The sequence below is a fragment of the Rugamonas sp. FW305-51 genome, assembly GCF_058786935.1.
In genome coordinates, this window is the sequence record NZ_JBYSZG010000041.1 from 1 (window position 1) to 19,562 (window position 19,562).

General features: G+C 64.9%; 18 protein-coding genes. 9 read left to right on the forward strand and 9 right to left on the reverse strand.

What is annotated here, in order from left to right:
* On the forward strand, positions 1-1,994 hold a 1,994-nt coding region (locus tag AC3WOS_RS22345; RefSeq protein ID WP_492718665.1), incomplete at its 5' end, for a VCBS domain-containing protein.
* A gap of 126 nt (positions 1,995-2,120) precedes the next feature.
* Here the strand turns inward: AC3WOS_RS22345 and AC3WOS_RS22350 are convergent.
* Positions 2,121-3,824: an ATP-binding protein gene (locus tag AC3WOS_RS22350; protein ID WP_492718667.1), complete on the reverse strand. Its 1,704-nt coding sequence runs from the start codon at positions 3,822-3,824 to the stop codon at positions 2,121-2,123.
* Between the two features lie 205 nt (positions 3,825-4,029).
* Between AC3WOS_RS22350 and AC3WOS_RS22355 the strand changes: the two genes are divergently transcribed.
* Positions 4,030-4,239: a DUF1737 domain-containing protein gene (locus AC3WOS_RS22355; protein WP_492718669.1), complete on the forward strand. Its 210-nt coding sequence runs from the start codon at positions 4,030-4,032 to the stop codon at positions 4,237-4,239.
* A 1-nt stretch (position 4,240) separates the two neighbouring features.
* On the opposite strand, the gene AC3WOS_RS22360 is transcribed toward AC3WOS_RS22355, so the two are convergent.
* From AC3WOS_RS22360 to AC3WOS_RS22385, 6 genes are all read right to left on the reverse strand, one after another.
* Complete coding sequence (locus tag AC3WOS_RS22360) at positions 4,241-4,522, reverse strand: type II toxin-antitoxin system RelE/ParE family toxin (RefSeq protein ID WP_492718671.1); 282 nt, start codon at positions 4,520-4,522, stop codon at positions 4,241-4,243.
* Positions 4,519-4,797, reverse strand: a complete 279-nt coding sequence (locus AC3WOS_RS22365) for an antitoxin of toxin-antitoxin stability system (protein WP_492718672.1) — start codon at positions 4,795-4,797, stop codon at positions 4,519-4,521. The genes AC3WOS_RS22360 and AC3WOS_RS22365 overlap by 4 nt, the downstream gene beginning before the upstream one ends.
* A gap of 149 nt (positions 4,798-4,946) precedes the next feature.
* Entirely contained in the window at positions 4,947-5,378 is a 432-nt protein-coding gene (locus AC3WOS_RS22370) for a gamma-butyrobetaine hydroxylase family protein (RefSeq protein WP_492718674.1), read from the reverse strand.
* A gap of 30 nt (positions 5,379-5,408) precedes the next feature.
* Positions 5,409-5,861 (reverse strand): HIT family protein, encoded by a 453-nt coding sequence (locus tag AC3WOS_RS22375; protein WP_492718676.1) that lies wholly within the window; start codon positions 5,859-5,861, stop codon positions 5,409-5,411.
* Positions 5,858-9,880, reverse strand: a complete 4,023-nt coding sequence (locus AC3WOS_RS22380; RefSeq protein WP_492718677.1) for a DUF3683 domain-containing protein — start codon at positions 9,878-9,880, stop codon at positions 5,858-5,860. Before AC3WOS_RS22380 ends, AC3WOS_RS22375 begins: the two co-directional genes overlap by 4 nt.
* A 226-nt stretch (positions 9,881-10,106) precedes the next feature.
* Positions 10,107-10,598 carry a YqaA family protein gene (locus AC3WOS_RS22385; RefSeq protein WP_492718679.1) on the reverse strand — a complete coding sequence of 164 codons (492 nt, stop codon included), beginning with the start codon at positions 10,596-10,598 and terminating at the stop codon, positions 10,107-10,109.
* 205 nt (positions 10,599-10,803) lie between these two features.
* Between AC3WOS_RS22385 and ilvA the strand changes: the two genes are divergently transcribed.
* The 7 genes from ilvA (at position 10,804) to AC3WOS_RS22420 (ending at position 18,587) form a co-directional block, all read left to right on the forward strand.
* Complete coding sequence (gene ilvA / locus AC3WOS_RS22390) at positions 10,804-12,339, forward strand: threonine ammonia-lyase, biosynthetic (protein ID WP_492718744.1); 1,536 nt, start codon at positions 10,804-10,806, stop codon at positions 12,337-12,339.
* Between the two features lie 105 nt (positions 12,340-12,444).
* Complete coding sequence (queF, locus tag AC3WOS_RS22395; protein WP_492718681.1) at positions 12,445-13,287, forward strand: NADPH-dependent 7-cyano-7-deazaguanine reductase QueF; 843 nt, start codon at positions 12,445-12,447, stop codon at positions 13,285-13,287.
* A gap of 512 nt (positions 13,288-13,799) precedes the next feature.
* Positions 13,800-14,282 (forward strand): PTS sugar transporter subunit IIA, encoded by a 483-nt coding sequence (locus AC3WOS_RS22400; protein WP_492718682.1) that lies wholly within the window; start codon positions 13,800-13,802, stop codon positions 14,280-14,282.
* 65 nt (positions 14,283-14,347) lie between these two features.
* A complete protein-coding gene (gene hprK / locus AC3WOS_RS22405) occupies positions 14,348-15,283 on the forward strand; it encodes an HPr(Ser) kinase/phosphatase (RefSeq protein WP_182151306.1) in 936 nt (311 codons plus the stop codon).
* Between the two features lie 128 nt (positions 15,284-15,411).
* The gene (gene rapZ / locus AC3WOS_RS22410; protein ID WP_492718684.1) at positions 15,412-16,275 is read left to right on the forward strand and encodes an RNase adapter RapZ; all 864 of its coding nucleotides are present in this window, start codon (positions 15,412-15,414) and stop codon (positions 16,273-16,275) included.
* A gap of 105 nt (positions 16,276-16,380) precedes the next feature.
* Positions 16,381-17,535 carry a DJ-1/PfpI family protein gene (locus tag AC3WOS_RS22415; protein WP_492718685.1) on the forward strand — a complete coding sequence of 385 codons (1,155 nt, stop codon included), beginning with the start codon at positions 16,381-16,383 and terminating at the stop codon, positions 17,533-17,535.
* Between the two features lie 62 nt (positions 17,536-17,597).
* The gene (locus AC3WOS_RS22420) at positions 17,598-18,587 is read left to right on the forward strand and encodes a GlxA family transcriptional regulator (protein ID WP_492718687.1); all 990 of its coding nucleotides are present in this window, start codon (positions 17,598-17,600) and stop codon (positions 18,585-18,587) included.
* Positions 18,588-18,593: 6 nt separating this feature from the next.
* Here AC3WOS_RS22420 and AC3WOS_RS22425 read toward each other — a convergent pair whose 3' ends face one another.
* The gene (locus tag AC3WOS_RS22425) at positions 18,594-18,977 is read right to left on the reverse strand and encodes a VOC family protein (protein WP_492718688.1); all 384 of its coding nucleotides are present in this window, start codon (positions 18,975-18,977) and stop codon (positions 18,594-18,596) included.
* 119 nt (positions 18,978-19,096) lie between these two features.
* Entirely contained in the window at positions 19,097-19,555 is a 459-nt protein-coding gene (locus tag AC3WOS_RS22430; RefSeq protein ID WP_492718746.1) for an Lrp/AsnC family transcriptional regulator, read from the reverse strand.
* Positions 19,556-19,562 lie beyond the last annotated feature (7 nt).

A 19,562-nucleotide genomic window follows, 5' to 3' on the forward strand; every position in this document is an offset into this window, starting at 1 on the left:
ACGCCACCGGCGCCTGGACCTACGCCACCGACACTGCCCACAACGAATTTGCGGCCGGCACCGACTACACCGACAGCATCACCGTGGCAACCGCCGACGGCACCACCCAGGTGGTTAGCGTCACCATCCATGGCACCAACGATGCCGCTGTCATCACGGGCACCAGCACCGCCGCGATGGACGAAACCGATGCCATCATCAACGCCAGCGGCAAGTTGAACGCCACCGACGTGGACAGCCAGGCCGACTTCGTCGCTCAAAACAACGTCGCTGGCGACCACGGCTACGGCAAGTTCGGCATCGATGCCACCGGCGCCTGGACCTACGCTACAGACACGGCCCACAACGAATTCGCCGCCGGAACGACCTACACCGATAGCCTGCTCGTCGCGACCGCCGACGGTAGCACGCAAACGCTGACTGTCAGCATTGCCGGAACCAATGACCTCGCCATCCTCGGGGCGGCCAATGTGAACCTGAATGAATCGAATAGCGCAAGCGATATTAGCGCCAGCGGCAAGCTGTCCATCAGCGATGTCGATACGGCCGGCATCTATGTCGCGATGAGCAATGTCACCGGCACCTTTGGCAAGTTCAGCATTGATCAGGCTGGCAACTGGAACTACGCCGCCGACAATGCGCACGACGAATTTGCTGCCGGCACCTTGCATACGGACAGCTTCGATATCTACAGCGCCGACCATACCAAGACGCAGGTCACCGTCAATATCGCCGGCAGCAACGACCAGGCCAGCATTACCGCCTCCAGCAGCGAAGATAACCTGGTCAAGGAAGACAGCGCCGGCAACAATACGGCGGGCGGTACCCTGCAAGTGACCGACCCCGACACGGGCGAAGCGAAATTTCATTTGCCTTCCAGCATGAATGGAACCTACGGCACGTTCAGCTTCAACGCCGACAGCGGCGCCTGGGGCTATACGCTCGACAACACCAGGACCGTCACCAATGCCCTGGCCGACGGGAGCAACGCCACCGATACGCTGGTGGTCCATTCGCTGGACGGCACGGCCGCGCAAACCATCACCGTCAACGTCAACGGCAGCGACGACGCGCCGGACACTTCACCGATCAATTTGTCGACGGTCGAAAACTCGACCATCCTGATTCCGGCCGTGCCCGACTACGTCACCGACCCCGATACGAATGACGTTCTGTCGCTGTCCGGCGTCAGCGGCGTTTCCTTCCATTGGGCAAGTGACACGACGAGCAGCGCGTTGATCAATCCGGTCACCAAGGCGACGGTGTCCTTGTCGGACTTGAGCGCCGACGTCACGATCGTATCCAACAACAGCGCGCTCACCATCACGCCATCGGCCCAACTCGATTGGATGTCGACCGGCCAGAAGCTGGTCGCAACGCTCAGCTACACCGTGCACGACAGCGTAGGCCTGGAATCGTCCAGCAATATTGAATTGACCATTTTGGGCTCGACCATCGACAAGGGCAAGAACCTGGTGGGAGGCAACGGCAACGACATCCTGAGCGGGGACACGAGCAATAACGCCGAAGATGTACTGCAAGGCGCCAACGGCAATGACACGCTGAGCGGCTATGGCGGCACCGACGCCCTGTACGGCGGCACTGGCGACGACAAGCTGTCGGGCGGCGCCGGCATAGACTATCTGTACGGCGACAGCGGCAACGACACGCTGGACGGCGGCACGGAGGGCGACTATCTGTTCGGCGGCAAGGGCAACGATCTCCTGACGGGCGGCTCGGGGGCCGACAAGTTCGTGTTCGAACCCCAGTACGGCAATGACCGTCTCCTGGACTTCCACCTGGCCGAGGGCGACAAGCTGTATTTCGCCGACTTCTTCGCGACACCGATGACGGCCGATGCCTTCGTGACCAAATATGTGACGGACACGGGCAACGACCTGCTCATCAGCTTGCCGGGCGGGTCCATCGTCCTGGTGGGTGTGGCGAACGTGAGCGGGCTGGCGGCCGCCATCAACTTCGGCATGCCGTCCTGACCCGGGAGCCGGCGCGGGGCATGGCGGCAGGCGCAGATTGGTCCTGCGCACGGCCCGCGCGCCGGCCAGCCGTGCCCCAGCTCGGCTTCCGCGCAGCTAGTGGACTGGAACGCTAGAATCGGTCCACTAGTGGTAATGGCCGGCCAGGCTGGCCACCACGGACAACAGCTCGGCCGGATCCACCGGCTTGGCCAGGTGCGACTGGAAGCCGGCCTGCAGGCTGCGCACCCGGTCGTCCGCGCGGGCGAACGCGCTCAGCGCCACCACGGGCCGCGGGTCGCCCCGCGCGCGCAGGGCGGCGATGAAGTCGTAGCCGTCCTGGCCCGGCATGCCGATATCGCAGATGACGACATGCGGATCGCCCTCGTCCACCGCCGCCAGCGCCTGCCCGACCGAGGCGGCGCAACTGGCCTGGGCCTGCTGCTGTTCCAGCATCAGCTGCAGCACGTGGCGGGCGTCCGGCTCGTCGTCCACCACCAGCACCCGCACCCCGTCGAGCATGGGCAGCGCCGTGGCGACCTCGGCCCGTTCGCTGGCGCGGGCCCGTATGGCGCGCGCCTCGGCCTCGTTGCGCACCCGGATGGGCAGGCTGATACAGAAGCTGGTGCCCCGCCCCGGGCCGGCGCTGCTGACGCTGATGTGGCCGCCATGCAGTTCGATCAGGTTCTTGGCCACCGCCAGCCCCACGCCCAGGCCGCCATGCCGGCGCCGGGTGGACGAGTCGGCCTGGCTGAAACGTTCGAACACGAAGGGCAGGAAATCGTCGGGGATGCCTTCGCCATTGTCGGTAATGGTCAGCACCATGTAGCCGCCGGCCTGTTCCAGCTGCAGGGTGATCCGGCCATCCCTGGGCGTGAACTTGACGGCGTTGGTGAGCAGGTTCCACAGCACTTGCTGCAGGCGGGCCGGGTCGCCGCTGACGAGGGGCGCGGCCGGGTCGGCCACGCACTCGAGCGCGATGTTCTTCGACTCGGCAGCCGGCATAATGGACTCGACGGCGGCGCCGATCACGGTGGCCAGCGCCACCGGCTGCATGTCGAGCCGGATCTTGCCCGACACGATGGACGACAGGTCCAGCAGTTCGTCGATGAGCCGGGTCTGCAGGCGCACGTTGCGGTCGATCACTTCGATACCCTTGCGCACGATGGCCGCGTCGCCGCAATTGCTGTCGAGGATCTGGGTCCAGCCGAAGATGGAATTGAGCGGCGTGCGCAGTTCATGCGACAGGGTCAGCAGGAATTCATCCTTCATCAGGTTGACGCGCTCGGCCTCCTTGCGCCCGGCCCGCTCCTTGACCAGCAGCTCGTTCACTTCGCGCTGGGCGGCCAGCACTTCGGCCGTGCGCTCGGCCACGCGCAGCTCCAGGCTTTCGTTCAAGGCCACCAGGGCCGTCTCGACCCGCTTGCGCTCGGCCAGTTCCCGCTCCCGGTCCTGCAAGGCCTGGTTCAACTGGTGCATGCTGGGAATTTTGAGGGCCCTGGGCACGAGCGGCCACAGCAGGAAGGCCGTCACGACGGATACGGAGGCCGTGGCCGCCTTGAGCAAGGCGTCGAGCCAGTAATTGGGATGCCAGATGGTCCAGATCGACAGGAAATGGGTGGTGCCGCAGGCGAAGATGAAGATGGAAAAGCAGACGAAGATCCACGAGAACTGCAGGTCGCTGCGCTTGCGCACGAAGTACAGCATGGCCACCGGGATGCTGTAGTAGGCCAGCCCGATCATGGAGTCCGACAGCACGTAAGTCCATAGCAGGTCGGGCGTCCACAGATAGCAGTGCCCGTGCGGCATGAAGCCGTCTTCGCTGAATTTATCCGCCAAAAAGCCCAACATATGCCGTCTCCGTCTTGTCGTTACCTGCCGGATTGCGCCTTACGCCGTTGCTGCGAATACAGATTGTACTGGCTTGTTACGAGGCCAACATAAATTTGGGCGATGGTGTCACACCTGAGTGACAGGTGTGATTTATCATGTACAAACATGCAAAAATACCCGGACGGCAAGCCGCCGCCCAACCAACCTTGAAAGGAAGCAGGAAATGACGTCATCCGCATTGCCACCGAATGATCTGCCCATCTACCGCCTGCTGACGGGACCGGACGACTCCGCGTTCTGCCGCCGCGTCAGCGAAGCGCTGGCGCTCGGCTACCAGCTCCATGGCTCGCCGGCCGCCACCTACAATGGCAAGCAAGTGATCGTTTGCCAGGCTATCGTCTGGCCCGGTGCCGGCAACGTGGCCGGACGGTGAACTAGTGGACGGGTGGCCACTGGCGCGCGGTATGCACCAGCGTCAGCACCCACACGGCATCGCCATGGATTTCATAAACGAGCCGGTAATGTTCATGCGCCAGCAGTTCGCGCGTGCCCGCGATCTTGCCGGGACGGCCTAACTTTGGGTGTGCCGCCAGCCGGTCGGCGGCAGCGCTGAAGAGACTGTCCATGCGGGCGGCGGCAAGTGGACTATCTGCGGCGATATGGTCCCAGACGTCGGAGCGGTCGTGTACCGCTTGTGGCGTCCAGATTACCTTCATTTCCGGTCCGCGACGGCGGCGCGACGCGCAGCAAACCGAGCTTCGACCTCATCATTGGCATGGCCTGCTCCCGCCGCCATTTCCGCACGGCCCGCTTCGACCTTACGCCGCAGAAACTCGTCATATTCGCGTGCTTCGCGCTGACGCTGTATGAATTCGCGCATCAACTCGCGCAGGATCTGCGATGCCGGGCGATGCGCCGCCTCTGCCTCAGCCATGAAATCGGCCCGCAGTTCAGGCTCCAGCTTCATCGTAAAAACAGCTTCCTTGGACATGGCGCCTCCGTCGAATATACCGCCAAAGTATATACGTTTTCATTACCCGATATCGGGCAACACTTGGGCGAGCCAAACAGAAAAATGGGGACGTAACACATTTTTATTGTGTTACGTCCCCAATTTTTGAGTCGGCATTGACCCCGGTTTTAGTGGTGGCTGCCGCAGCCGTGCGCCTTGGGCGGCGGCGCGGCCAGCGCGGCGCCGGGCTCGCGGCCGCTGTCGCCTTCGAAGCCGGAGGCGTGCAGCCGGGCCAGGTAGTCGGCCCACAGCCGGTCTTGCTCGCGGCCCAGCTTGTAGAGGTAGTCCCAGCTGTACAGGCCCGTGTTGTGGCCGTCCGTAAAGGTGGGCTGGACGGCGTAGTTGCCCACCGGGTCCAGCGCGGCGATGCCGACTTCGCGCTTGCCGAGCTGCAGCACTTCCTGGCCCTGGCCGTGCCCCCGCACTTCAGCCGACGGCGAATACACGCGCAGCAGTTCGAACGGGATGGTGAAGCTGGCGCCGTCGTCAAAGCTGACGTCGAGCATGCGCGACTTGTTGTGCACCGTCAGGCCGGTCGGCAGTGGAGTGGCGGGATTCATGGCTTCGTCTCTTTCAGGCGGTACGGACGCTCAGCCGCCCAGACGGGCGACGATGTCGGCGTGCAGTTGCGGCAGCAACGCGCGGCGCGCGGCCAGCACTTCCGGCAGCGAACTGCGCTGGGCGGCGGCCCACGTCGGGTTGGGGAAATGGGCGTCGTCCAGGTAGCGGGGGATCACGTGCCAGTGCACATGCGGCGTCATGTTGCCGAAGCTGGCCAGGTTGATCTTTTCCGGCACCATGATTTCGCGCTGGGCCAGTTCCACCTGCCACACCACGTCCATGATCCAGTGCCGCTCGCGCGGCAGCAGGTCGCTCATTTCCTTCACGTGGCTGTTCCAGATCACGCGGCAAAAGCCGGGATACTCGGGCTCGTCCACGGCGATCACGGAGACCTGGGCGTCGCGCCAGATCAGCGTGCCGGCCGGCGCCGTGCTGTTTTCCAGCGCGGCGTTCAGCTTGCACAGCTCGCAGCTTGTCGTCATACCAACACCCTTTCAATGCCGCCGTCGTTGGCGCGCTTGACGTAGTCGGGCATCCAGTTCTCGCCCAGCAGGTGGCGCGCGATCTCGACCACGATGTAGTCGGCCGTCGTGCCCGAGTCGTCATTGTAGCGCGACAGGCCCTGCAGGCAGGATGGGCAGCTGGTGAGGATCTTGACGTCGCCGCCGAAACCGTCGGCGCGCAGCTTGTCGGAACCCTTGACCATTTCCTCTTCCTTGCGGAAGCGCACTTGCGTGGAAATGTCGGGACGGGCCACGGCCAGCGTGCCGGACTCGCCGCAGCAGCGGTCGTTCTTTTCGATCTTGACGTTGTCCACGGTGGCGATCAGGGCGTTGACGGTCTTGGTCGACTCCTGGATCTTCATCGGGTTGTGGCACGGCTCGTGGTACATATAGCGGGTGCCCGTCACCCCTTCCAGCCTGACCTGTTTTTCCAGCAGATATTCGTGGATGTCCATGATGCGGCAGCCGGGGAAGATCTTCTCGAATTCATAGGTGGCCAACTGGTCGTAGCAGGTGCCGCACGAGACCAGCACGGTCTTGATGTCCAGATAGTTGAGCGTGTTGGCCATGCGGTGGAACAGCACGCGGTTATCCGTCATCATCTTCTCGGCCTTGTCGTACTCGCCGCTGCCGCGCTGCGGATAGCCGCAGCACAGGTAGCCCGGCGGCAGCACGGTCTGCACGCCCACTTCCCACAGCATGGCCTGGGTGGCCAGGCCCACTTGCGAGAACAGACGCTCGGAACCGCAGCCGGGGAAGTAGAACACGGCTTCCGTATCGGCCGTCGTCTTGCGCGGGTCGCGGATGATGGGGATGACCTTGTCGTCCTCGATGTCGAGCAGGGCGCGGGCCGACTTCTTCGGCAGGTTGCCCGGCATCTTCTTGTTGATGAAGTGGATCACCTGTTCGCGCACGGGCGGCTTGCCCACGGTCGGCGGCGGCGCCTTGGTCTGTTTCTTGGCGAACTTCTTGAGCAGGTCATGGCCCAGGCGCTGCGCCTTGTAGCCCCAGCCTATCATGGTGGTGCGGGTGGCGTTGATGGTGGCCGGGTCGGTCGCGTTCAGGAAGAACATGGAGGCGGCCTTGCCCGGATTGAAGGTGCGCTTGTCCATCTTGCGCAGCAGGTTGCGCATGTTCATCGACACGTCGCCGAAGTCGATGTTGACGGGGCACGGCGTGACGCACTTGTGGCACACGGTGCAGTGGTCGGCCACGTCCTCGAACTCTTCCCAGTGCTTGATGGAGATGCCGCGCCGGGTCTGCTCTTCGTACAGGAAGGCTTCGATCAGGGACGAGGTGGCCAGGATCTTGTCGCGCGGCGAGTACAGCAGGTTGGCGCGCGGCACGTGGGTCGAGCACACGGGCTTGCACTTGCCGCAGCGCAGGCAGTCCTTGACGCTGTTGGCGATGGCGCCGATGTCGCTTTGCTGCATGATCAGCGATTCGTGGCCCATCAGGCCGAACGACGGCGTGTAGGCATTGCGCAAGTCGGCGCCCATGCCTTCCAGGTTCAGCAGCTTGCCCTTGTTGAAGTGGCCTTCGGGGTCGATGCGCAGCTTGTAGTCGCGGAATTCGCCGATTTCATCTTCGGTGAGGAATTCCAGCTTGGTGATGCCGATGCCGTGCTCGCCCGAAATGACGCCGTTCAGGGAACGGGCCAGCTTCATGATGCGGGCCACGGCCTGGTGCGCATCCTGCAGCATTTCGTAGTGGTCCGAGTTGACGGGCAGGTTGGTGTGCACGTTGCCGTCGCCGGCGTGCATGTGCAGCGCCACGAACACGCGACCGCGCAGCACGCGCTGGTGGATGGCCGTCGCTTCGTCCAGGATCAGCTTGAAGGCAGCGCCGTTGAAGATCTGGCGCAGCTGAGCGCGGATTTCCTGCTTCCACGTGATGCGGATGGTGCGGTCCTGCACCACGTCGAACAGGGTGGCGTTGGGCTGGTCCTGCAGGCGCTGCGCGAACACGGGCAGCAGGCGCTCCAGGCCCAGCGCGGCCAGCTGCCCGGTGACGGCGGCCAGCGGCTGGTCCAGTTCCTTGAGCAGGAAGGTCCAGCGCGCCGTGACCTGCTCGAGCAGGTTGCTGGCCTGCTGGGCGCGGTCGCCCAGCATTTCCGCGTCGCCCACGCGGTCGTCGGAGGCGTCGTCGCTCTTGCCCACCGGCAGGTTACCGGCCGCAATGAACTCGGCCAGCTCGGCCGCCAGCTGCAGCTTGTTCTTGATCGACAGTTCGATGTTGATGCGCTCGATACCGTCCGTGTACTCGCCCATGCGGTTGAGCGGAATCACCACGTCTTCATTGATCTTGAAGGCGTTGGTGTGCTTGGCGATGGCGGCCGTGCGGGCCCGGTCCAGCCAGAATTTCTTGCGCGCTTCGGCGCTGACGGCCACGAAGCCTTCACCGACGCGGGTATTGGCCAGGCGCACCACTTCCGAGGCGGCCTGGGCCACCGCGTTCTCGTCGTCGCCCACGATGTCGCCGAACAGCGCCATCTTCGGCAGCACGCCGCGCTTGGACTTGGTGGAGTAGCCGACGGCGCGCAGGTAGCGCTCGTCGAGGTGCTCCAGGCCGGCCAGGCGGATGGTGCGGTACTGCTCGCCCTTGGCCGGCAAGCCGTCCAGGTAATCCTTGATTTCCACGATGGACGGGATGGCGTCGCGCGCCTGGCCGAAGAATTCCAGGCACACGGTACGGGCGTGCTTGGGCATCTTGTGCAGGATCCAGCGGGCCGACGTGATGAGACCGTCGCAACCTTCCTTCTGGATGCCGGGCAGGCCGGCCAGGAACTTGTCCGTCACGTCCTTGCCCAGGCCTTCCTTGCGGAACTTGCGGCCGGCGATGTCCAGCATTTCCGTCTTGAACGGCTGGCCCTTGGCTTCGCCGCGGGCATTCGGATGGGTCCATTCCAGCTTGAACTTGGCCACCGGCGCGTCGTGGATCTTGGACAGGTTGTGCTCGATACGGGTCACTTCCAGCCAGTCACCGTTCGGGTCCACCATGCGCCACGAGGCCAGGTTGTCCAGTGCCGTGCCCCACAGCACGGCCTTCTTGCCGCCCGCGTTCATGGCAATGTTGCCGCCGATGCACGAGGCGTGGGCCGAGGTGGGGTCGACGGCGAACACGAAGCCGGCCTTCTCGGCCGCTTCCGACACCTTGTTGGTGATCACGCCGGCGCCCGTGTAGATGGTGGCGTATTCGTGATCCAGGCCCGGCAGCACCTTCATTTCCACGGCGCCCATGTTGAGCAGCTTTTCCGTGTTGATGACGGCCGACATGGGCGTGAGCGGAATGGCGCCGCCCGTATAGCCGGTGCCGCCGCCGCGCGGGATGATGGTCAGCCCCAGTTCGATGCAGCCCTTGACCAGGCCGGCCATCTCGTCTTCCGTGTCGGGCGTGAGCACCACGAACGGGTATTCCACGCGCCAGTCGGTGGCGTCCGTCACGTGCGCCACGCGCGACATGCCGTCGAACTTGATGTTGTGTTTTTCCGTGTAGCGGCCCAGCACCTTGGTGGCGCGCTTGCGCAAGTCCCAGGTCTGGCGGAACTCTTCGCCAAAATCGGCCACGGCCTTGCCGGCCGCCTTCAGCAGCTGCTCCACGTTGGCGCTGCGGCGGCGGGCCACGTCGGCCGCCTCGCCCGCTTCGGCCGTGTCGACCAGCAGGCGGCGCTTGTCCACTTCCGCCAGGCGGTGATGCAGGGCGTCGATCAGCTCCTGGCGCCGCTTGGGGTTGTCCAGCATGTCGTCCTGCAGGTAGGGGTTGCGCCGTACCACCCAGATGTCGCCCAGCACTTCGTACAGCATGCGGGCCGAGCGGCCCGTCTGGCGCGCGCCGCGCAGCTCGTCCAGCAGACGCCAGGAGTCTTCGCCCAACAGCCGGATGACGATTTCACGATCGGAAAACGACGTATAGTTGTAGGGGATTTCACGCAGACGGGTCGGCGCGGGACCGTGGGGCGTTTCGGCTAGCAAAGCTTGGAGTTGTGCAGGGGCATTCATTATGAGATTGGACGTGTAAACTGAACCCAGAAGGTTCATTCTAGCGTATTGCGACGCACCATGCCGGAACAGCCTTAGCCGGCCTAAGGGCTATCCGTGACGTGCGATGCCGAAATTAATTTGCAAAACGAGGCAATCGTTGGCACGCTTCCGCAAATTAACAACACTTCAACGAACATTATTCAGGCTTATGTAAGGTTTGCGGAACGACGTTTGCCGCAAAAAATCAGCCGAACAGGGCGCCGATCCGGTGCCACAGGCCGTCAGGCACGTACAACAGGGCCGTCGTCATGCAAATATAGCGCGCCAGCTTGCCCAGCGCCATATAGGCCACGCTGGGCCAGAACGGCAGGCGCAGCCAGCCGGCCAGCGTGCACAGGGGATCGCCCACGCCGGGCAGCCAGGACAGCAGCATGGCCTTGGCGCCGTAGCGCTCGAGCCAGTGGAACCAGCGGCTTTCGCGCTCGGCCGCAAAGCTTTCCTTGGCCTGGTAGCCCATCCAGTAATCGACCATGCCGCCCAGGGTATTGCCCAGCGTGGCCACGGCCACCACGGGCACGAACAGGGCGCCGTTGGCCTTGATGACGGCGAACACGGCCGGCTCGGAGCCCAGCGGCAGCAGCGTGGCGGAAATAAAACTGACGAGGAAGACGGAGGTCAGCCCCACTTCGGGCGCGGCCAGCACGTGCAGCAGCCAGGTAATTGCAGAGGCGATCATCAGGTTTTTGAAAGAGGCGAAAGGTGTCCATTATAATTAAGCTCACCCGTTCAGCAGCACCAAGGAACAGTCCGGCCCTGCGCCCACCCGCGCCAGCCCGGCACACTGCCGCCCCCGGTCACCCGCCGGATAGGAGCAAGTCTTTGCATCGACCGCACCGGACTGGCATCCCCAGCCCGGCCCAGAATCACTTTGTTTGCAGACTATGACTATCGACTACCTGAAGAAGATCCTGACCGCCCGCGTCTATGACGTCGCCGCCGAAACCCCGCTGGAACTGGCCCCCACGCTGTCGCAGCGTTACGCCAACCAGATTTATTTCAAGCGCGAGGACATGCAGAGCGTGTTCAGCTTCAAGATTCGGGGTGCCTACAACAAGATGGCCCACCTGAGCGAAGCGCAGCGCAAGCGCGGCGTCATTTGCGCCTCGGCCGGCAACCACGCCCAGGGCGTGGCCCTGTCGGCCGCCCGCATGGGTTGCCGGGCCGTGATCGTGATGCCCACCACCACGCCGCTGGTCAAGGTCGATGCCGTCAAGGCCCGCGGCGGCGCGGAGGTGGAAGTGGTGCTGCACGGCGAGTCGTACACGGACGCCTACAACCACGCGCTGCAGCTGGAAAAGGAACAGAAGCTGACCTTCGTGCACCCGTTCGACGATCCGGAAGTGATCGCCGGCCAGGGCACCATCGGCATGGAAATCCTGCGCCAGCATGCCGGCCCCATCCACGCCATCTTCGTGCCCATCGGCGGCGGCGGGCTGATCTCGGGCATCGCCGCCTACGTCAAGCAGATCCGTCCCGACATCAAGATCATCGGCGTGCAGAGCCTGGACTCGGACGCCATGGCCCGCAGCCTGAAAGCGGGCGAGCGCGTCACGCTGGCCGACGTGGGCCTGTTCGCCGACGGCACGGCCGTGCGCCTGGCCGGCGAGGAAACGTTCCGGTTGTGCCAGCAGTTCGTGGACGACGTGATCCTGGTCGACACGGACGCCATCTGCGCCGCCATCAAGGACGTGTTTACGGACACGCGCAGCATCCTCGAGCCGTCCGGCGCGCTGGCCATCGCCGGCGCCAAGGCTTACGTGGAGCGGGCGGCCCTGACCAAGGACCCGATCGAGAACGTCACCCTGATCACCGTGGCCAGCGGCGCCAACATGAACTTCGACCGGCTGCGCTTCGTGGCCGAGCGGGCCGAGCTGGGCGAATCGCGCGAAGCCGTATTCGCCGTGACGATGCCGGAACAGCGCGGCAGCTTCAAGCGCTTCTGCTCGCTGATCGGTCCGCGCAACGTGACCGAGTTCAACTACCGCATCAGCGACGAGGACCAGGCCCACGTGTTCGTCGGCATCCAGATCGCCGACCGCAGCGAGTCCGGCGCCATGGCCCGCAAGTTCGAACAGAACGACTTCCGCGCGCTGGACTTGACGCATGACGAACTGGCCAAGGCCCACATCCGCCACCTGGTGGGCGGCAAGAGCAGCCTGGCGCAGGACGAGATCCTGTACCGCTTCGAGTTCCCCGAGCGGCCCGGCGCGCTGATGCGTTTCCTCGACAGCATGGCGCCGAACTGGAACATCTCGCTGTGCCACTACCGCAGCCAGGGTGGCGACGTGGGCCGCATCCTGATCGGCCTGCAAGTGCCGCCCGAGGAAATGGGCGATTTCGCCCGCTTCCTCACCACGCTGGGCTACCGCTACTGGGACGAGACGGCCAACCCCGTCTACAAGCTGTTCCTGGGCTAAGCCCTGCTGCAAAGGGGGCCAGTGCAAAGGGGGCCAGGACACTGGCCCCCTTTGCTTGCGCGAATGCGCTACCATGCGCCTTTGCACATCGACTTCCTCACCGCCATGACCAATACCGCCGACCTTGCCGACCTGTCGCCGTTAGGCAAGACTTCCGCCTACCGCACCGATTACGCGCCCGAACTGCTGTTCCCCATCCCGCGCAAGGGCAAGCGCGATGAGCTGGGCCTGCAGGGTACGCTGCCCTTCTTCGGGGTCGATATCTGGAACGCCTATGAACTGTCGTGGCTGAACCAGCGGGGCAAGCCGCAGGTGGCCATCGCCCGCTTCACGGTGCCGGCCGATTCGCCCAACATCATCGAGTCCAAGTCGTTCAAGCTGTACCTGAACTCGTTCAACCAGACCCGCCTCGACAGCCCGGACGCGCTCAAGGCCCTGCTGCAGCAAGACCTGTCGGCCGGTTTCGGCGCCAACGTGCATGTGACGTTGACCTTGCCGGACGCTTTCTCCACCATCGCCATGGGCGAGCTGGACGGCGTGCTGCTGGACCGGCTGGATGTGGAAATCGACAACTACCGCCCCGCGCCGGAATTGCTCAAGGCGAATCGCGACCAGCTGCCAGTGGAGGAAACGCTGGTGTCCCACCTGCTCAAGTCGAACTGCCTGGTGACGGGTCAGCCGGACTGGGCCAGCGTGCAGATCCATTACTGCGGCCCCCAGATCGACCAGGAAAGCTTGCTCAAATACCTGATCGGCTTCCGCGACCACAACGAATTCCACGAGCAGTGCGTGGAACGCATCTTCACCGACATCCTGCGCCAGTGCGCGCCCCAGCAGCTGGCCGTGTACGCGCGCTACACGCGGCGCGGCGGACTGGACATCAATCCCTGGCGCAGCAACTTCAGCAGTGCCCAGCGCCCGCCCAATCTGCGCGGCGCGCGCCAGTGAGCACCAGTGCGCGCCATGCAGCCTGAAGCACCAATAAGCACCCATAAGCGCCGGCGAGCCTGGCGCGCCGATCGCTGCCGGCGCGCATCGTCCGCCGCCCGACATTTGCGCTGGCGCAAGGACGTGCGCACAGGCCGTGGCGCGGCGCGCACGCGGCCGGCGAAAGTAATATAATTTTCAATGGGACAATAAAGCATCGGCGTATGATAGAAACATGACGAGTGCCGTGACCACGCGCTCATCAATTCCGGCCGCTTTATTGAAAACAGGAAAAAATCGGAAAAACGGCCCCGCGGCCTGGCAAAAAGCCGGCTTTTTCCGGATTTTCTGAATGGAAATGGCAAATGCTTACCCCAGTGCATTTTTTACAATGCCAAGACCACCCCTGCGCGCCTCGTGGCGGACGCTCCGGGACGGCCAGCGCAAGCGAATTCATGTTACACGGCGCAGAAACCAGCCTATAATTCTGCTCGCAAGCCACCTTTGTGCGTTGCACCATTTCATGTCGCGTTATGAACAACCTCAGCAAAATACTTTCTCTTGAAAACGTCCTGCTCGACCTGGAAGTGTCGAGCAAGAAGCGCGCCTTCGAACAGGCCGGCCTGATTTTCGAGAACAACTGCGGCATCGCCCGCTCCACCGTCTCGGACAATCTGTTTGCGCGCGAACGCCTGGGCTCCACCGGCCTGGGCCATGGCGTGGCCGTGCCGCACGGCCGCATCAAGGGAATGAAGAGCCTCAAGTCGCCGCTGGCGGCCTTTGTGCGCCTGGCTGAACCAATCCCGTTCGAATCGCCCGACGGCAAGCCCGTCAACCTGCTGTTCTTCCTGCTCATTCCCGACCACGTGACCCAGCAGCACCTGGAGATCCTGTCCGAGATCGCGGAAATGTTCTCCGACGACGCGTTCCGCACGGCGCTGACGACGGATCCCGATCCCAAATCCGTCCACGCGCGCATCATCAACTGGCAACCAAGCCTGCAAGCGGCGGGCTGATCTTCGGCGGGGCCGGGCGGCCATGCTAAACTAGACGCTGCCTATCATTCTTGCAAAGACCGCCCATGCTGCAAACCCCGCTGACGATACAAAGGCTGTACGACGACAATCGCGAAAGTTTGCAGCTCGGCTGGTTTGCCGGCTTCCCCGGTGGCGAACGCCTGATCTCGGGCGACGTCGCTTCCGCCGCCGATCAGGTGGGCCACCTGAACACCATCCACCCGGGCCGCATCCAGGTATTCGGCCACCAGGAAATCAACTACTACCAGCGTCTCAAATCGCTCACCCGCACCCATGTGATCGGCGAGCTGATCGCGGGCGGCCCGCCGGCCCTGATCATCGCCCAGGGCCTGGAAACGCCGCCCGACATTCTCGCCATCTGCGACGAAAAGAACATTCCCCTGTTCTCCACCCCGCTGCCGGCGGCGCAGGTGATCGACTTCCTGCGCGTCTACCTGTCCAAGAAGCTGGCCCAGCGCATCATCATGCACGGCGTGTTCATGGACGTGCTGGGCGTGGGGGTGCTGATCACGGGCGACTCGGGCCTGGGCAAGAGCGAGCTGGGCCTGGAACTGATTTCGCGCAGCCACGGCCTGGTGGCCGACGACGCGGTGGAATTCTCGCGCATCGCGCCCAACATGATCGAAGGCCGCTGCCCGGCCCTGCTGCAGAACCTGCTGGAAGTGCGGGGCCTGGGCCTGCTCGACATCAAGGCCATCTTCGGCGAGACGGCCGTGCGGCGCAAGATGCGCCTCAAGCTGATCGTGCACCTGGTGCGCCGCAGCGCGCTGGAAGAGGAAGTGGAACGGCTGCCGTTCCAGTTCCCCACGGAGGACGTGCTGGGGCTACCGATCCGCAAGGTTGTCATTCCTGTGGCGGCCGGCCGCAACATCGCCGTGCTGCTGGAAGCGGCCGTACGCAACACCATCTTGCAACTGCGCGGCATCGACACGCTGCAGGAGTTCATGGAAAGGCAACGACAGGCGATGAGCGGAGACTGAATGTTGCCAAGGAGTCGCGCCATGCATGGCGCAACCGTTACGCAGGCGCGCGGCATGCCGCGCGAATTCCCTGCTCCACCAACGTCAAGCCATGAGCGGGGATTGACGCCTTCCGCTATCATCTCCCCATGCGCATCGTACTAATCACCGGCATTTCCGGCTCCGGCAAGTCCGTGGCCCTCAACGTCCTGGAGGACACGGGCTACTATTGCGTGGACAACCTGCCCCCGGCCCTGCTCTCGAGCCTGGTCAGCACGCTGCTCAACGAGGGCACGGAAGCGCTGGCCGTGGCGGTGGACGCCCGCAGCGCCGAGTCGCTGGCCACGCTGCCGGCCGACGTCAAGCAACTGCGCGAGGCCGGCCACGACGTCAAGGTCATGTTCCTGACCGCCACCACCCACTCGCTGGTGGCCCGTTTTTCCGAAACCCGGCGCAGCCACCCGCTGTCGCACGAAATGCGGCCAGGCCAGAACCCGGCCTCGCGCCGCACCCTGATCGAATGCATCACCGAGGAACGGGAACGGCTGTCGGCCATCGAGCAGCTGGGCCACGTGATCGACACGTCCGAGATGAGCGCCAACAAGCTGCGCGCCTGGATCAAGGACCTGGTGGCCATCGAGCGGGCGCCGCTGACGCTGTTTTTCGAATCGTTCGCCTTCAAGGTCGGCGTGCCGCTGGACGCGGACTTCGTGTTCGACGTGCGCGCCCTGCCCAACCCTTATTACGACCTGGCCCTGCGCCCGCTGACGGGGCGCGACGCGCCCGTGATCGCCTTCCTGGACGCCCAGCCCAGCGCGGCCGACCTGCTCAACGACATCCGCAACTTCATCGAGAAGTGGCTGCCTTCGTTCAAGACCGACAACCGCAGCTACCTGACCGTGGCGCTGGGCTGCACCGGCGGCCAGCACCGCTCGGTCTACATGGCCGAACGGCTGGCCGCCTACTTCCACCCCACCGAGCGCGTGGTGTTGCGCCACCGCGAACAGTCGTAAATTCCTGCCACCAACTGGCAGGATTTGACTGTTTTTTGTCTTTTTTGCACACTCCGCCTGCCAGATACTGACGCTCATCCCGTCACCCTGGCCCGGAGTATTCCCATGCGCATTGCCAAACACACGCTCGCCGCCGCCCTGTGCGGCGCCGCCCTCCTGCTGGCCGGATGCGCCAGCGGCCCCGCCGCCATCGACGCCAACGCTTCCCAGCTCAATGCGCAGGACGGCATGATCGCGCCCTACCACGCCCGCTTCGGACGCAGCCAGCCGCTGGTGGCCGTGGTCGGCGACAACCGCAGCGCGGAGCTGAGCGATTACCTCGTGCCGTACGGGATACTCAAGCAGGCCGGCGTGGCCGACGTGCTGGCGTTGTCGACCGACGAGGGACCGCTCAGCACCACCACCGACATGGGCAAACCCGGCTTCCGCATCGAGGCCGAGACCACCATCACCCGCTTCGACGCGCGCTTTCCGGACGGCGCCGATTACGTCATCGTGCCGGCCACCCGCGACACGCCGGCGTTACGGACCTGGATCGCACAGCAGGCGGCAAAAGGGGCAACCATCGTCAGCATCTGCAACGGCGCGCAGATCGTGGCCAGGAGCGGCGTGATGGACGGCCACCATGCGACGGCGCACTGGTCGTCGGAACAGGACCGCATGGAGCGGCAATCGTCGATACGGTGGGTCAGGAACGCCCGCTACGTGGCCGACCGCAACTGGGTGTCGAGCGCTGGCGTGAGCGCCGCCATCCCCACCTCGATCGCGCTGGTGGAGGCGATTGCAGGCCGCGAGCGGGCCACCGCGCTGGCGCAGGAACTGGCCGTCGCCGACTGGAGTCCGCGCCACGACAGCGGCGCCTTCCAGCCCCGGTTCGGCCATAACCTGACGGCGCTGGCCACCACCGTCTACACCAACGGCTGGTTCCACCACGACGATGCGCTGGGCATCCGCGCCGCCGCCGGGGTGGACGAAGTCACGCTGGCGCTGACGGTGGACGCCTGGTCGAGCACGGGGCGCAGCCATGCCTGGCTGGTGGCCGACGACGGCGCGCCATTTCGCACCAGACACGGCCTGCGGGTGATCCCGGATCGCGCCATTGGCGACGCGGCCAGCCTGGACCGCATGCTGGCCCTGCCAGCGGCAACGCCAGCGGGCAAGGCGATCGACCAGGCCCTGGCCGGCATCGCCAGCCTGTACGGCCGCACCAATGCCTACGGCGTGGCCCTGCTGCTGGAATATCCCGACTTCCACGATTGAGCGGCGGCGCCAACTCTGGGATGATGGCGCTATTTCCCGTCACGGACAGCGCACCGCCTCCCATGCCAGCCCAGCCTCCTTGCCACATCGTCGTGCTCGCGCACGAGAACATGAACCTGCTCGACCTGACCGGCCCCGTGCAGGCGTTGGCCACGGCCAGCCGCCGCTGTTCCGGCACCGGCCCGGCCCTGTACGAGATCACCGTGGCGTCGGCCGATGGCGGCCTGGTGACCACCAGCGCCGGCCTGCAGGTGATGACGGTGCCCCTGTCGGCACTGGACGGCGTGGCGATCGACACCATCATCGCGCCGGGTGGTTGCAAGGGCCAGCAATACCATGCGCCGCCGCCGCTGGTCGCGTGGGTGCGGCAGCGGGCACCCACCGTGCGGCGGCTGTGCTCCGTCTGCACCGGCGCCTTCCTGCTGGCCGCGGCCGGCCAACTGGACGGCAAGCGCGTGACCACGCACTGGGAATGGGTGGAGCGCCTGGCCGCCCTGCATCCGGCGGTACACATCGATGCGGACCGGATCTACATCCAGGACGGATCGCTGTGGACCTCGGCCGGCGTCACGGCCGGCATCGACCTGACGCTGGCCCTGATCGAGCAAGACTATGGCCACAAGGTGGCGATGGAAACGGCGCGCCAGCTGGTCGTATTCATGAAGCGCGCCGGCGGCCAGTCGCAGTTCAGCACCCCGCTGGCGGCGCAGACGCAGGAAGGTGAACGCTTCACCGGACTGCATGCGTGGATCGCCGACAACCTGGCCGCCGACCTGCGGGTGGAACGGCTGGCCGAGCGGGCCGGCATGGCGCCGCGCACCTTCGCCCGTACCTATGCGGCCAAGCTGGGCCGCACGCCCGCCAGGACGGTGGAAGCCATGCGCATCGAAGCGGCCTGCCGGCTGCTCGAGCAAACCGACCAGCCCCTGAAGCGGATCGCTGCCACCACCGGCCACGGCGACGAGCAGAACCTGCGCCGCGTGTTCCTGCGCCGGCTGGCAGTGAGTCCCAGCCAGTACCGGCAGCGCCACGCCGCGCGTGCATGCGCATGACGCCACTCAGACCGCCGGCACGCCCCAGTGCACCACCTCGATGGTGTGACCGTCCGGATCGACGATCATGGTGCCGTAATAGCGCTCGTTGATGTCGGGCCGCGGGCCCGGCGCGCGCAGCGTGGTGGCGCCCAGCGCGCTGGCCGCCTGGTGGAAGCCCTGCGCCGCCTGGCGGCTGGGCGCGGCGATGGCGACGTGGCTGCGCTGGCCCGCCAGCGCGCCCTCGCCCGTGGCCGGGTAGAGGCAGAAACTCCACGCGCCGTCGGCGCCGTAGATCACCTGGCCGCTGTCCTGGTGCTGCATGGTGTAACCGAGCGGCGCGAAACAGGCGCTGTAGAAGTTGGCGGCGCGCGCCAGTTCGCGCGTGCCGATGGAGACGTGATCGATCATGATGCTGCTTCCCGTAAGAGTTCAGAGGCATCCATGATACGAAGCGGCGCCGATACGGCATTTCAAAATCGGCCCGCAAATGAGACATTGTTGCATCCGGCCGCGCCGCCGCTGACTACCTACAACGGCACCTTGGTTTCGAACTTGGCGCAGTTCATGGCCAGCAGGCTTTTGTAGTTGCTGACGTTGTTATTGGAGGTGAACACGCGCCGCGTGAAGGCCTGGAACGCCTCCATCGAGACGGCCGTCACCACCAGCATGAAGTCGAATTCGCCGGCCACCTCGTAGCAGGCCATCACGTCCGGCTCCTGCCGCATCAGCGCTTCGAACAGCTTCAGCAGCGACGTGTTCTGCTGTTCCAGCTGCACGGTGACGAAGGCCGTCAGCGGCCGGCCCACGCGCACCCGGTCCACCAGCGCCACATCCTTGACCAGGATGCCGGAGGCGCGCAGCTGGGCGATGCGGCGCTGGCAGGTGGCCGGCGAGGAGTACACCCGCTCGGCCAGCCGGCGCAGCGGGATGGAGGCATCCTCCTGCAGCAGGTTGAGGATCTCGATGTCGATCCGGTCCAGCGCCACCGTCACC